Source organism: Hydrogenophaga sp. YM1 (assembly GCF_016903055.1).
Classification (GTDB): domain Bacteria; phylum Pseudomonadota; class Gammaproteobacteria; order Burkholderiales; family Burkholderiaceae_C; genus Hydrogenophaga; species Hydrogenophaga borbori.
This window is the reverse complement of the sequence record NZ_CP070223.1, coordinates 467,881-483,062: the sequence shown is the minus strand read 5'-3', so window position 1 is coordinate 483,062 and position 15,182 is coordinate 467,881. Positions and strand designations below refer to the sequence as shown.

Below are 15,182 nucleotides of genomic sequence, written 5' to 3'. Positions count from 1 at the left end.
AAAACATGGCTAACAAGATGAAATACGGTGATCTGGTCCAGTTCGAACAAATCGAATCGGTCATTCAATTGCTCGATGCCGGGCGGCCCGATGAGGCCAAGAAGCTCGTCACCACCTATGTCATTTCCGATGACATGGCAGAGCGGATCGCCAAGCTCATGATTCCCCAACTCAGCTTCGACGACACCGTTGACCACAAAGGTGTGCTGATCGTCGGTAACTACGGTACGGGTAAGTCGCACCTGATGTCGGTGTTGTCGCTGGTTGCCGAGGATGCAGCGTATGCGCCGATGATCCGCCATCCCAAGGTGGCCGAAGCCGCTGCCTCGATCGCGGGCAAGTTCAAGGTGCTGCGCATCGAAGTTGGCGGTTTGGAAATGCCGCTGCGCCAGATCATCACCCGCAGGCTGCAAGAGTTCCTGGCCAGCCTTGGCGTCTCCTACACGTTCCCCACTGCCGATCAGGAGCTGGACAACAAGCACTCCTTTGAAGAAATGATGGGGGCGTTTGAAGACGTCTACCCGGGCCAAGGCATCCTGCTGGTGGTGGACGAATTCCTTGAATACCTCGATTCGCGTCGTGGCCACGAACTGGCACTGGACCTGGCCATCCTGCGCCAGATTGGCGAAGTCACCAAGCACCTCAAATTCCGCTTTGTGGCGGGTGTGCAGGAAGCCATTTTCGACAGCGCCCGCTTCGAACACGTCGCCAGCAGCATGCGCCGCGTGCACGAGCGCTTCACGCAAATTCTGATCGATCGGAATGACGTCAGCTTTGTGGTCGCCGCGCGCTTGCTGAAGAAGAGCGTCGATCAGCAAAACAAGATCCGCGAGTACCTGACGCCGTTCACCAAGTTCTACGGCTCGATGAACGAACGCATGGATGAGTACGTCCGCCTGTTCCCCGTTCACCCGGACTATCTCAAAACCTTTGAGCAGATCCACTTCGCTGAAAAGCGTGGCGCACTGACCACCATCGAAGCTGCGATGAAGGCGCTCCTCAATCAGGAAGTGCCTACCGACAAGCCAGATCTCATCAGCTATGAGAGCTATTGGCAAACCATCAAGAAAAATTCCGCGCTGCGTCCGGATGCCAACATCAAGGAGGTTCTGCGCGTCTCCGACGTGCTGGAGTCTCGCGTGCAGCAGTCGTTCACGCGCCCGGCCTACAAAGGGATGGCGCTGCGCGTCATCAACGCGCTGGCCGTACACCGCTTGACCACCGGCGGCGACATCCATGTGCCGATCGGCCCCACGGCAGCAGAGTTGCGTGACGCGCTTTGCTTGTTCGACCCAACGATTGCTGATCTGCCGGGTGATGCTGCGGAAAACCTGCTCTCCAAGGTCGTCACGGTCCTGCGGGAAGTGCTCAAAACCGTCAACGGCCAGTTCATTTCCAAGGCTGCTGACACCGAGCAGTACTACCTCGACCTGAAGAAAGACATCGACTACGACGCGCAAATCGAAAACCGCACAGGCAGCCTCGATGATGACCAGCTTGACCGCGCCTATTACGCGGCACTGCTGCAATTGGTTCGAGAAAACCCGAACGACCCGAGCTACGTCTCGGGTTTCCAGATCTGGCAGTACCAGATCGAATGGCAGGAACGCCGTGCCGATCGCATCGGCTACCTGTTCTTTGGCGCACCGAACGACCGCCCCACGGCCCAGCCCGAGCGGGACTTCTACATCTACTTCATCCCGCCGTTCGAGAAGCGCAAGTTCACGGACAACAACCTGGCCGATGAAGTCTTCTTCCGCCTGAAAGGCCTGGACGAAGACATCAAGCGCCATCTGTCCTCCTACGCTGCGGCGCTGGAACTGGCTTCCACCGCCAGTGGCGGAGCCAAGGCCATCTACATGTCCAAGGCCCAGGACTTCCTCAAAGCCATGGGCAAATGGCTACAGGAAAAGCAGATGACTGCCTTCGAAGTGACCTACCAGGGCAAAACCAAGACCCTGCAAGACTGGTCCAAAGGCATCTCCCTGCGTGACCGTGCGCGCCTTGGGCCTGATGAGCGCATCAACTTCCGCGACGTGGTCAACATCACATCCGGTCTGGCCCTGAGCCAGCACTTTGTCGATCTGGCCCCGGAGTACCCCACGTTCTCGGTTCTGTTCACCGAAGGCAACCGCAAGCAACTGGTCGGCAACGCACTGCGCGCCCTGGCCGGTGGCAACCGCACTAAAGATGCCATTGCCGTTCTGGATGCACTGGAATTGCTGGACGGCGATCGCATCGAGCCAGCTAACTCCCGCTATGCCCAAGAAGTGCTGAAGCGCTTGAAGGAAAAAGGCCACGGCCAGGTACTCAACCGCAGCGAACTTCTCTCGGGCAATGCGGATGTCGAATACTTTGCGCCCATCAAATACCGCTTGGAACCCGACCTGCTGGTCACGGTGTTGAGCGGCTTGGTGTACTCCGGTGACTTGGTGCTGTCCATCACCGGCGACAAGATCGATTCCGGCAAGCTGGTGCAACTGGCTGAACGCTCGCTTGAGGACCTCAAGCAGTTCAAACACATCGAAGCGCCCAAGGAAATCAATGTCGCCGTCCTGAAGGCCTTGTTCGAGTTCTTTGGCTTGGCTTCCGGCTGGGCGCAAAAGGCAACGCAGGGCGACCCTGAGGCAGTGCGCGAGCTGCAAGACCGCATCAGCGCCATGACGCCACGGGTGCTCAAGGCGGGTTCCGACCTGCAACAAGGCAAGCTTGGCTTTTGGGGCCAGAACCTGCTGCGTGAAGAAGAAGCCAAAGACTGGCATGCCCGGCTGGATTCGCTCAAGAAGTTCACCGAAGACCTATCGCCGTACAACACCGTCGGCAAACTGAAGAATCTGCGCGTCACCCAAGAGGACATCGAAGCGCAGAAGAAGAATCTGGAAATCCTTGCCGCCGTTGAGCGCATGCTCGATCTGGTGGTGGAGCTGGGCAGCACAGCAGCCTACTTGTCCCAGGCCGAAATGGTGCTGCCTGCCGGGCACGAATGGGTCAAGCAGGCCGAAGCCGCGCGCAAGGCGATGCAAGAAAAGCTGAGCAAAGACCGCACAGCCGAATACGCCAGCGAGTACCGCCAAACGCTCAACTTGCTCAAGGAAGACTACAAAAAGGCCTACATCGCCAGCCACACCAAGGCGCGGCTCGGCGTGTCGGAAGAAAAGAGCCGCAACACCCTGCGCAACGACCCGCGTCTGCAAGGCCTGCGTGTCCTGGCCGGTGTGGAGATGATGAACGTCAGCCAGCTCACTACGTTTGAAGAGGCGCTCAATGGCCTCAAGAGCTGCTCCGCGCTGGACGAGCCCACCCTCAACACGGTCGCCGTGTGCCCGCACTGCCAGTACCGCCCCTCTGCCGAACAGTTGGAGCTGAGCATCCCTGCCGCCAAAGCGCTGCACAAGCTGGATGACGATCTAGACCAACTCGTCGCCAACTGGCAGCAAACCCTACTGGAAAACCTAGAAGACCCCTTCACGCAGGAAAGCCTCGGCCTACTGCCAGACGCCAGCAAGAAGCTGATCAACGCCTTCCTGTCGTCACGCACGCTGCCAGACCCGGTCACCAGCGAGTTTGCCAACGCCGTACAGATGGCGCTGGTCGGCCTGGAGAAAGTGGTGGTCAAGGCCGACGAGATCAAGCAGGCGCTGCTGCTGGGTGGTTCACCGGCCACGATCAAGGATGTGCGCGAGCGTTTTGAGGCCTTCCTGAAAGAGCGCTGCAAGGGCAAGGAAGATCCAGAAAAACTGCGCTTCATCATCGAGTGATGAACCTCCGATCGCATGGCGATGAACTGAAGAATTTGAGGAATGAGTTGATGAACGATTTACTGCATGGTCAGCGCACCGGCGCAAATGGGCCAGTAGAGTGCCTTGGCCAGACGTTTGCTAGCGAGCATGCGCGCCGAGAGCATTTTTTGAAGCTGCTGGCCGAGAAGCTGAAAGATCCGGCGTTCCGCAAGATCGAAGGCTTCCCGCAGGGTACGGATGAAGCCATTCTGGCAATGTCAGATCCACCGTACTACACCGCCTGCCCGAACCCTTTCCTCGAAGACTTCGTGCGGCACCACGGAAAGCCATATGACCCGAGCGTGAAGTACAGCCGCGAGCCGCAGACGATCGACGTCTCGGTCGGCAAGACTGACCCGCTCTACAAAGCGCACTCCTATCACACCAAGGTGCCTCACCTTGCAATCGTGCCGTCCATTCTGCATTACACCGAGCCGGGCGACATCGTGCTCGATGGCTTTGGTGGCTCAGGCATGACCGGTGTTGCGGCTCAGTGGTGCGGAGCGGCGCCCTCAGCCTATCGACATGAACTGGAAACAGAATGGAAGAAGCAAGGCAAAGCCGCGCCAAAGTGGGGAGCGCGTCGCGTCATCCTCAACGACCTATCGCCAGCCGCCACCTTCATTGCGGCCAATTACAACTTGCCGTTTGATGTCGAGACATTTGCCAAGGAAGGAAAGAAGCTGCTCAACGAAGTTGAGCAGGAACTCGGCTGGATGTACGAAACACTTCACAAGGATGGCAAGACAAAAGGACGTATCGAATACACCGTCTGGAGCCAGATATATAGCTGCCCAGAGTGTGCCGGCGAAGTCAATTTCATTGATGAGGCGCTTGATGAGGATAGTAAGCGGGTCAAGGACTCTTTCCCTTGTCCACACTGTGGCGCAGAGCTCACGAAGCAAAAAATGGAGAGACTGTTTGCGTCAACGGTCGATTCCGCGACAGGAAGAACCCTTCAAACACCTAAGCGGCAACCGTCGCTAATCATTTATTCGGTCGAAGGCAGTCGGCACCAAAAATCACCTGACGAGACTGACCTTCAGGTGCTCAATCGGATCAGTGCGATGGCGTTGCCAGCTGATGTGCCAAAAATGGAAATTCCGCCGATGCACATGACGCATGAGCGCGCGCGGATGGACTACTCCGGCATCACGCATATTCATCATTTCTTTCTGCCACGTGCTCTCCACGCGATGGCGGCGCTGTGGAGTAAAGCGTCATCTCAACCTGATGCGCGAGTCAGGGAGATGCTCCTGTTTTTCGTTGAACAGGCGCTTTGGACGGCTTCCCTGCTGAATAGGTACAGGCCAACAGGGTTTTCTCAGGTCAATCAGTACATGACGGGCGTTTATTACGTTGCCTCACAGCACGCAGAATGCAGCCCGTGGTACATCCTTGAAGGAAAACTCGGGAGACTCGCGAAGACATTCCAAGCCTTCGGCGCACGTCAAGCAGGCGCAGGCATCACTACCGGTTCCGTGGCTTGTCTGCCATTGGCATCTGGATCGATCGACTACATATTTACCGATCCACCTTTCGGCGAAAACATCTACTACGCGGATCTAAACTTCTTGGTGGAGTCTTGGCATCGTGTGACCACTGATGCACGGCCCGAGGCAATCGTCGATCGCTTTAAGAAGAAGGGGCTCCCCGAGTATCAGCATCTGATGCAGCGTTGCTTCACCGAGTACTACCGTGTCTTGAAGCCTGGTCGTTGGATGACCGTCGTCTTCTCCAACAGCAAGGCTTCCGTGTGGAATGCCATCCAGGTGGCACTGCAGCAGGCTGGATTTGTGGTCGCCGAGGTGACCGCACTCGACAAAGTTCAAGGCAGCTACCGCCAGGTCACTTCCGCTACAGCAGTCAAACAGGACTTGGTGATCTCCGCATACAAGCCAAATGGAGGCTTGGAGGACCGATTCAATCGTGATGGTCCGACCGTGGATTCAGCCTGGGATTTTGTGCAGACGCATTTGAAGCAGCTGCCTGCGGTGAAGGTGACCAAGGGCGATTTCCCAGAGCTAATGAGCATCGTGGAGCGCGATCCACGTCGAATCTATGACCGCATGGCGTCCTGGTTCATCCGTCACGGCGCGATGGTGCCGATTTCGACGCCTGAATTTCTTGCTGAGTTGCCTGTTCGTTTCCGTGAAATGGATGGCATGGTGTTCCTGCCTGAACAACTGGTTGAATACGAAAAAGCTCGGTCGCGTATTCCGCAAGTCAAACAGGCGGAACTGTTTGTCTCCGATGAGCGCAGTGCTATCGATTGGCTAACCAACTTCCTGCTCAAGCGCCCCTCGATTCGGTCGGAAATTCACCCGGAATACATCCCGCAGATTGGCTCAGCTAAGCGCAAGGGCGAGATCATTCCGGAACTCGATCAGCTGCTCGAAGACAACTTCTTGAAGTACGACGGCACCGGTGAAGTGCCCAGCCAGATCCACAGCTATCTGTCCTCCAACCATAAAGATCAGCGTGGCCTCGACAAAGACGACCCTGCCCTGGTTGCTAAGGCCAAGGACCGCTGGTACGTGCCAGATCCGAACAAGGCGCAAGACTTGGAGAAGAAGCGCGAGAAAGCGTTGCTCAAAGAGTTCGAAACCTACAAGACCTTTTCCGGACGCAAGATCAAGGAGTCGCGTCTGGAGGTGCTGCGTGCTGGTTTCCGAGCGGCGTGGGCAGCCAAGGAATACCAGACCATCATCAACATCGCCAACAAACTGCCAGAGGAAACGCTGCAGGAAGACGAAAAGCTGCTCACCCTGTATGACATGGCATTGACCCGTACCGAGGACGGGCTCTGAGCGTGGCGGGCGGCGGCTTCAATGTTGGCGATTGGTGCTGGCTGACGCGGCAGGCTGCGTCGTGCCGCGTCATCGATCGACAAGAGGTGTGGGGCGAGAGTACCTACCGCGTTTGGCTGCCAGCCAAAGACGCGGTGGTGCGGGCGCGTGCCGCAGACCTTGCGCCACTGGAAAGCGTCCGCCCCACGGTGGAGGAAATCCTCCACACCACGGCGGCGGCCAAGCTGCTGGATGCGCTGGAAGACAACCTGTTGCTCGCGCCCATCCAGTCCAGCGTGGTGCCGCTACCGCACCAGTTGTACGCATTGAATCGCGCCATCAGCCGCGACCGCATTCGCTATTTGTTTGCTGACGAGGTGGGCTTGGGCAAGACCATCGAAGCCGGGCTGGTGCTACGCGAATTGAAGCTGCGGGGCCGGGTAAAGCGCGTGCTGGTGGTCGCGCCCAAAGGGCTGGTGCGCCAGTGGCAGGCTGAAATGCGTTTGCACTTCGGTGAGCATCTGCAGTTCATCGAGCCTTCTGAGTTAGCGGCATTTCGCCAATGGCGCAGTGGCAACCAGGGGGACGAAGACAACCTGTGGCGCATGCACGACCAGGTGATCTGCTCTCTCGATTCGGTCAAGCCGATGGAGAGTCGGCGCGGCTGGAGTCTGGAGCAACTCAACAACTACAACCGCGAGCGCTTTGAAGATCTGATCTCGGCCTCCTGGGATCTGGTCATCATCGATGAAGCCCACCGCATGGGTGGCAGCACCGAACAGGTGGCGCGCTACAAGCTGGGCGCAGCGCTGGCCGAGGCGTCGCCCTATCTTCTGCTGTTGTCAGCCACCCCGCATCAGGGCAAGACCGACCAGTTCCTGCGTTTGATGCAGCTGCTGGATCGCGAAGCCTTCCCGGACGAGAGCAGCGTGAATCGCGATCGCGTGCGTCCGTTTGTGATTCGCACAGAAAAGCGCTTATCGATCAATGCCGATGGCCAGCCCCTGTTCAAACCGCGTGTCACGCGGTTGCAAGCGGTGGCTTGGCAGGCGCGGCACAACTCACAGCAGCGCTTATATGAGGCCGTGACCGACTACGTGCGCCACGGCTACAACCAGGCAATGGTCGCCAAGCAGCGCCACATCGGGTTCCTAATGATTCTGATGCAGCGCTTGGTGACGTCCAGCACGGCTGCCATACGCACCACACTCGAAAAGCGCATGGCGCTGCTGGAGGAGCCGCAGGCTCAACCCTCGTTGTTCGAAAACACCAGCGAGGAAGACTGGGCCGATCTGGACGGCCAGTCGCAAGTGGACTTGGCCATGCAGGCTACTGGCTGGGAGCTGGAAAAGTCTGAGGTGGAAACGCTGCTCGACCTGGCCCGCGAGACCGAGGCTTCGGGCACCGATGCCAAGGCAGAAGCCTTGCTGGAGCTGATCTACAAGCTGCAGCAGGAAGAAAACGACCCGGCACTGAAGGTCTTGATCTTCACGGAGTTTGTGCCAACCCAGGCGATGCTGGCCAATTACCTGGAGAGCCGTGGTTTCTCGGTGGCCACCCTCAACGGCGGCATGGATCTGGATGCCCGCACCAAGGCACAAAAGGCGTTCTCACAGGATGTGCGCGTGCTGATCTCCACGGACGCTGGCGGCGAAGGTTTGAACCTGCAGTTCTGCCACATCATCATCAACTTCGATATGCCGTGGAACCCGATGCGCATTGAGCAGCGCATTGGCCGTGTCGACCGTATTGGTCAGCGGCATGTGGTGCGCGCCATCAACTTTGTACTGGAAGGCACAGTGGAGCACCGGGTTCGCCAGGTGCTGGAAGAAAAGCTGGAAGTGATCGCCCAGCAGTTCGGTGTGGACAAGGCTTCTGATGTTATGGACTCTGCGGAAGCAGAGCCCATGTTCGAAGAACTGTTCGTGCACGGCTTGCAGAACCCGGCTTCGATCGAGCAGGAATGCGATGCGGTGGTTTCGCAGTTGCGCGAGACCTTGGCCGAGTCGAAAAAGAGCAGTGAGTTGTTGTCGGACGCACACGCGCTTGAGGCGGACGATGCCCGCAAGTGGCGCGACCACCCCGCGCAGTTTTGGCTGGAGCGCGCCATCACCTCGGGCTTGGCCGCACGCGGCGGCGCGGCGACCAAAGTGGGCAAGGCGTGGCATGTGACGTGGGCGGATGGCAGCGAAGCCGCGCAGGTGTGCTTTGACGCGCGCACCGCTGATGAGAACCCAGAGATCGAGTGGGTGACGCTGGAAGACCCGCGCGCCCGCGCAGTGATCAGCGAATTACCCCGCTTTGTGGCGGGCCAACCCCTGCCAGTGATTCGGGTAACGGGCCTGCCTGACTCTGTGAGTGGCGTCTGGTCACTGTGGGAGATCAGCCTGTCCGCAGAAGGCTTGAACCGCAAACGCTACTTGCCCGTTTTCACCAACGAAGAGGGACGCGCCTTTGTGCCAACGGCCAAACGCGTGTGGGATTTGCTGCTGACTGAAACAGTGGTTGTGCATGGGGTTAGCGGCACAAAAGATGCGGTGAAGTGGTTTGGCGCAGCACTGACGGCGGCAAAAGCCCAAGGGGAACGGATCTTTACCGAGTTGCTGGATGCGCATCGGACCCGACTACAAGAAGAGCGGGAGCGTGCTGACTATGCCTTTGAAGCAAGGCAACAGGCGATCGGCCGCATCGGACTGCCTGCTGTGCGCGAGCATCGCCGCAAACGCCTGCAACAAGAACACGACGCCAGATTGGCTGCGTTGGCCGAAGCTGCGGCCAGCGTGCCGGATCTGAATGCGGTCATGATGGTGCGCGTCTCCGCCGAGGTTCAACCCGGTGAGAGCGTGAGGGAGACACAAAGTACATGAGCCAGTGGATTGAACGAATTCTCAGCCGCTTTACCGCTGATCTCGATCGGCTGTGGGTGGCCTGCGATCCGGACGACGTCTTGCTGGACGAACGTTTGCTGGCCGAGCTACGCAGTCGTGGCTTCGAGGTCATGCTGTACGAAGACCCGTTCGTGTTTCGCGCCGAGTTTGAAGAGCGTTATCGCACGGCATGGGATCGTGGCGAACCGGGCTCGACACCTGCTGTGGTCGTGCACTGGCGCGGCGCAGACCACAATGAACTGCCTTGGGACATTGGGCACTATGGGCGTGTCGTGAGTCTGGGCTTGGCGCAGTTGTTTCCACGCTTGGCCTACAACGTGGTCAAGCAGCTTGAGCCTGAGCACTTCGCCGCCTTGCTGGAGGCGCATGACAGCGAGTTGCAAGGTGTGCGCGGTGAAAACGAGTCTAAAGATTTCATCTTGGAGCGGATCTACCAGCTGGCACCCCGCTCCAGCATCCGCACGGAGAGCGATTTCTGGCGTGATGTGTTGCGCATGCACTTTGCCAATCGCGCGCTGCCCCTGGTCTTCGCCGAGCACGCTGCCAGCATCATCCAGAGCAAGGGGCTGCTCACAGGCCTTCCTGTGGCGACGTGGCTGTCCTCGAAGAGTGCGTTGTTGCGAGTGGTCCAAGATGCATGGCATCGCTACTTGGCGAATCTGGGCATGGAAGGCTCGCGCATTGGCGAACCACCGCCACCCGATTACGTGGCCGAGGTCGACATTCCCTTTGCGCACTCCGATGTGCAGTCCATCGTTGATTCGATGTTCTTGAATGGCTCCTTGCACCCGCTGGCTGTTGAGCTTGTGCCAGCAGGCGCACCAGGCTGGATCAAGGCCGGGATTGTTCAGGACCCGCAGGCACGTAACGCTTTCGTGAAGAAAGGGATTGCCAAGCTGATTGAGGCGATCCCGATCGCGACAGCCACACACAAAGCCTGGAGCGAATTCGCCAAGCAGTACGGCGAAATCCTCGCGCGCGTGCACGATCTGGGAAATACCCATGGCGCGGAAGCCATGGAGGACGTTCATGCGCTCGTGAAGACACTGCAGGAACGGTCTGACGACCAGATACAGGCTTGGGTGGCGGACAAGCACTATGCGGATCTGAGCACGCTGTCGTTCCACAACGGGCCAGTGATGGTGCATCGCATCCCCGACTACTTGAGTTCTCGGCGGAAAGCGATCGGAGCCGACAAGATCGCTCTATTGGTTTTTGACGGTCTGGCCTTGGATCAGTGGGTGCAGATTCGGGAGCGCTTGGTCGAGGCAACGAAGCGCTTTGCGTTCGATGAGGGTACTTCCTTCGCGTGGCTCCCCACTGTGACGTCGGTGTCACGACAGGCCATGTTCTCTGGCCGCAAACCGCGCGAATTCGAAGAGTCGATCGGCCATACCAACAAAGAAGAGTACTTGTGGAAGGCCTATTGGCAGGAGCAAGGCATCAAACCGGGCGAGATCTTCTACCAACGATCTTTGCGGCAGGTTGAACAACTGGATGCCTTGCAAGCGACGTTGGACGATCGTAGGCCCAAGGTGGTCGGCTTGGTCGTCGACGAGGTGGATGACCGGCTACACAAGGAGCGATCCAAACAAGATGTGGCCCTGTGGATCGCGAACTGGCTGAAAACCGGCTTCGTCGATCGTTTGTTTGCGCTGCTGCTGGACAGGGGCTTTCACATCTATCTGACAGCGGATCACGGCAACGTTGAAGCCGTTGGCATGGGACGTCCGTCCGAAGGCGATGTTCCAGAAGCCCGTGGCGAACGGGTGCGCGTGTATCGCAGTGAATCTTTGTTGGCGAAATCTGCAGCGGCGAATACCAACTCAGTGCAGTTGGACATCGCTGGACTACCGGCGGGCTATATGCCCCTATTCGCAGGTGGCCGAACGGCTTTTGTTCCCGATGGCGAGCAGGTGGTCGTCCACGGTGGCATCTCGGTTGAAGAGCTGATCGTGCCGTTTGTGAAAGTTAAATATGTGATTGGAAACGAATGAATACATCAGCCCCTCAAATCGGGTTCGATCGGTTCATTCAGCTTGATTGGGCAGCTGCGGCACTGCGGGTTCGTGCGGGTACAGCTGGGCTAGATGATCTGAATGGACTGCTCGACGCTGCCGAGCTTGGCGTGGAAGCCAAGAAGAAAACACGAACCGTCTTGAACAGGCTCTGGCTGGAGCCACGCGCCGAGTTGGTGGATTTCGCCGACCGGGCGGCGGCCCTCTACAAAAGCCAGCCAGACACGCCAATTCCAGCGCTATGTTGGGGTGTGGCCGTGGCCTGCTACCCGTTTTTCGGGAAAGTGGCCGAGTTGGTCGGTCGCTTGTCAGCCATCCAGGACGACTGCGCTGCTGCTGAAGTGCATCGCCGTATGAGCGAGATCTATGGCGAACGCGAAGGTACGCGCCGCATGACCAATATGGTCATCCAGACACAAGCAAGCTGGGGCGCAGTTGAGCGCGTCGAGAAAGGCAAGCGCGTCATCCGCCTTGCACCGACGCCCATCCACAGTGACGAACTCACCGTTTGGCTGATCGAGGCGGCTGTGCGCTACGTCGGCAAGCCCGTCTCGGTGAATAGCCTGCAATCGTTGCCGGTCCTCTTCCCGTTCAGCTTGATGAGGCCCTTGGCCTACTTGGTGTCGAATTGCCCACACCTCGACATCCGGTCTGAGGGGCCGAATAACCAGTTCGTGGCTCTGCGCAGCGCAATATGAGCAAGGTACTTGGACAATGACAGAGGCGAATCCAAATCCTGGCGATGAGCCAAAGAAGAAATCGTTGAAGTTGCTGCTTCGCTTGAAGCCTGTCGGCGAGGTTGACACGTCGGTCGGCCGCATCTACCTGTACCCGCTGCGGGTACGGGATATGACCGATTTTGGAAACCTGGAGCCTGGGGATGCTCTCACTCAGCTCAGGAACTTCCTCAGCAGTATTGCCAGTCTGAACGTGGAATCGGATGAGGCTCCGGAGCGTATTCCTCTCGATCCTGAGATTGCGAAGACGCTTTCGGAAGATGAAGTCGAGCAGTTAGCCGAAGCATACGTGCAATCTTCTGAGTGGCAGACAGTCAGGGAAGATGGCCAGGATGAAAAGCCGCCGTCCAGAGAGAAAGGTGAAGCGGGCTCGGCTTACCTGATTCGGCTGATTCAGTATGAAGTCGAACAGCAGTTACAGGCATCGAAGCGTCTTCGCGAGAAGATGCTTGGCTCCAGTAGTAGCCTATTCGATCAGGTGCGAAAAAGCACTTCTGCGTTGGGCTCAACTTTGAGCGCATTCGAAAAGCTCACTAAACCGTCGCGCGAATCGACTCTGGAAATCCATCCCATCCACACTGATCACTTCAATAGGGTGAACAATTTGATGGCTGAGCAAGCACGCGAGCGAGCGGAAGAGCGTGCTGAAGAAATGGAATTGACGCGTCTCACTGGTCAAATGACCGCCGAGTCCGCCAAAGCCCTCAAAGATTTGGTGGACGCAGCGACGACCATGATGGAGCAGATGGAAGCGCGCGACCAGAAAACTGATCAGTCGACGCGCACGCAAATCACAATTGCGCTGTGGTCTGTCGCGTCATCGGCAGTCTTGGCCCTGGTCGCAGCAATTCTTGCTGGCTTCTCATACTTCCAGGACCGTGACAACAACACCGCCGGTGATCAGTGGCAGGCGAAAGTATTGGCCGCCATCGAACAGGGAAATCAGCAACGCTCCGCTCTTGAACGAGAAAATCAATCGCTTTTGGAACAAGTGAAGTCTCAGGGAGTGCGTATCGCCGATCTGGAAGCCTCACAACGTGCCACTGATAAAGCTAAGGCATCAAAGTGAAAGCCCGATTAATTGGTCGGCACGATAGACAAGAATGAAGAGGAAGGAAATATGGCCCGCATAGAAAACCACAAATACAGCATTGAGGAGGCGTTCAGGGAATGCTTCTATATCGTCCCTGACTACCAGCGCGAGTACGTGTGGACTGATAAGGAGGTGCATCAGCTGCTGGAGGACATCGGCGAGCAGATTGATGTGGGTACGACGCGGGAGTATTTCATTGGCACAGTACTGGTGTCTCCAACCGACCAGAAAAACCATTACGAGGTCATTGACGGCCAGCAACGTCTGACCACATTCTTTCTACTGCTATGTGCGCTCAAGCATCTGTTCCATGGCGAGCCGCAAAGACAAATGATCTCCGGCCTGATCTCGACCAGCTACGTGGACAGTGATGGCGAGGTTCGTATCAACCTAAAGTTGGAGCCGCGTTACGAGAACGCTGGCGAAGTGATGGCCAAACTGGTGGAGCTGGATGCAGACCCACAGGCCGTGCGCACGGGCATTCAGGCCTCAGGCATTGCCAGCTTCGGGTCTCTGGAAAACCTGGTCAATGCCTACAGCACGCTGTATCGCTACCTGAAGGACAACTACGACGATGTCGCCAAGCTGAAGAAATACTGGGGCTATCTGGCCAACAACGTGGTGTTCATTCAAATCTCCACTGACGTCAGCAGCGCACTGAAGATTTTCGAGACCATCAACGAGCGCGGCGTGGGCCTGAATCCGATGGATTTGCTGAAAAACCTGCTGTTCACGCAGGTCAAGCAAACGCAGTTCACCCAGCTCAAGGACGAGTGGAAGAAGATCACCAAGCCACTGGAGAAGGAAAAGGAAAAACCGCTGCGCTTCTTGCGATATTTTCTGATGGCCAACTACGTCATAAAAAATGAGCGCGGTGACTCGGTGGTGCGGGAGGATGAAATTTATGACTGGTTCGTGGCCAAGGACAACGCTGCCTTGTGTGACTACGCGAACAAGCCTTTCGAGTTCGTACGCAAAGTGATACGCAACGTCGAGCACTACCTGGCTTTTGCCAACGGTCTGGGAAATGACGGCAAACCGAGCCTGGCAATGGACAGCCTCAAGCGGCTGGCCGGTGGGGCTTTCAGCTTGCACTACGTCTTGCTGCTCGCAGCGGCGAACTTTCCGAAGCCGCTGTTTGATCACTTCGTGGCGCAGCTCGAGAGCTTTCTCTTCTATTACATCTTCACCAAGACGCCGACCAAGGATCTGGAACGCAGCTTTTCGCAATGGGCGGACGAACTGCGTGCGATTGCAGAGACGACTGACCCGGTGAAACAGAAGGTTCAGCTGAACGCCTTCGTTGCCGAGCGCTTTGAGAAGAACATGGCGGGCAAGTCACAGGAACTGGCGGATGCCCTCAAACGCTTCACTTTGTATTCGATGCAGCAGTACAGGACACGTTACCTGCTGGCTCGGCTGACCCAGCACGTCGAGATGGCCTTCAGCGGTCTGAAGGTGCCGGGCAGTCTGGAGCCGTTCACCAATCTGGAGATAGAGCACATCCTGCCCAACAAGCCGGAGGATGATCTGCGAGCCAAGTGGACCACGGACAATCCAGGGATGGTCTACGACGACTACAAGAACCGGCTGGGCAACCTGACCTTGCTGGAGAAACCCATCAACATCGTCGCTGGCAATGACTTTTACACGGACAAGCAGGCCGAATACAGCAAGAGCGGCAACTACCTGACCCGCAGCTTGGTAGCGCTGACCGACGTTGGACACAACACGTCCATCTCGCGGATCAACGCGAAGCTGGAGGCATTCCCCTCGTGGAATGCGGCAGCCATCGAAAAGCGGCACACCATGCTCATCGCCTTGGCGCAGGATGTCTGGAAGACGACGCCTATTGATGTCTGATGAGGAAGGTGACTA

At 57.5% G+C, this 15,182-nt stretch carries 7 protein-coding genes; all 7 read left to right on the top strand.

Annotation, left to right across the window (positions count from 1 at the left end; all coding sequences use genetic code 11):
• Window positions 1-5 precede the first annotated feature (5 nt).
• Window positions 6-3,758 carry a DUF6079 family protein gene (locus JNX00_RS02400; protein ID WP_239478241.1) on the top strand — a complete coding sequence of 1,251 codons (3,753 nt, stop codon included), beginning with the start codon at window positions 6-8 and terminating at the stop codon, window positions 3,756-3,758.
• Complete coding sequence (locus tag JNX00_RS02395) at window positions 3,758-6,589, top strand: DNA methyltransferase (RefSeq protein ID WP_239478240.1); 2,832 nt, start codon at window positions 3,758-3,760, stop codon at window positions 6,587-6,589. Before JNX00_RS02400 ends, JNX00_RS02395 begins: the two co-directional genes overlap by 1 nt.
• A gap of 2 nt (window positions 6,590-6,591) precedes the next feature.
• Complete coding sequence (locus JNX00_RS02390) at window positions 6,592-9,435, top strand: helicase-related protein (protein ID WP_204743979.1); 2,844 nt, start codon at window positions 6,592-6,594, stop codon at window positions 9,433-9,435.
• Window positions 9,432-11,453 (top strand): BREX-3 system phosphatase PglZ, encoded by a 2,022-nt coding sequence (gene pglZ / locus JNX00_RS02385; protein WP_204743978.1) that lies wholly within the window; start codon window positions 9,432-9,434, stop codon window positions 11,451-11,453. Before JNX00_RS02390 ends, pglZ begins: the two co-directional genes overlap by 4 nt.
• Complete coding sequence (locus JNX00_RS02380) at window positions 11,450-12,172, top strand: hypothetical protein (protein ID WP_204743977.1); 723 nt, start codon at window positions 11,450-11,452, stop codon at window positions 12,170-12,172. Before pglZ ends, JNX00_RS02380 begins: the two co-directional genes overlap by 4 nt.
• A 64-nt stretch (window positions 12,173-12,236) precedes the next feature.
• On the top strand, window positions 12,237-13,280 hold the full coding sequence (locus JNX00_RS02375; RefSeq protein WP_204743976.1) for a hypothetical protein: 1,044 nt from the start codon (window positions 12,237-12,239) through the stop codon (window positions 13,278-13,280).
• A gap of 12 nt (window positions 13,281-13,292) precedes the next feature.
• Window positions 13,293-15,167, top strand: coding sequence for a DUF262 domain-containing protein (locus JNX00_RS02370; protein ID WP_239478239.1), 1,875 nt, complete (start codon window positions 13,293-13,295; stop codon window positions 15,165-15,167).
• The last annotated feature ends 15 nt before the right edge of the window (window positions 15,168-15,182 follow it).

Bases quoted from the DNA above. Each gene is read 5' to 3' on its own strand.
- JNX00_RS02400 (WP_239478241.1), top strand. From the start codon at position 6: ATGGCTAACAAGATGAAATACGGTGATCTGGTCCAGTTCGAACAAATC.
- JNX00_RS02395 (WP_239478240.1), top strand. From the start codon at position 3,758: ATGAACCTCCGATCGCATGGCGATGAACTGAAGAATTTGAGGAATGAG.
- pglZ (WP_204743978.1), top strand. From the start codon at position 9,432: ATGAGCCAGTGGATTGAACGAATTCTCAGCCGCTTTACCGCTGATCTC.
- JNX00_RS02380 (WP_204743977.1), top strand. From the start codon at position 11,450: ATGAATACATCAGCCCCTCAAATCGGGTTCGATCGGTTCATTCAGCTT.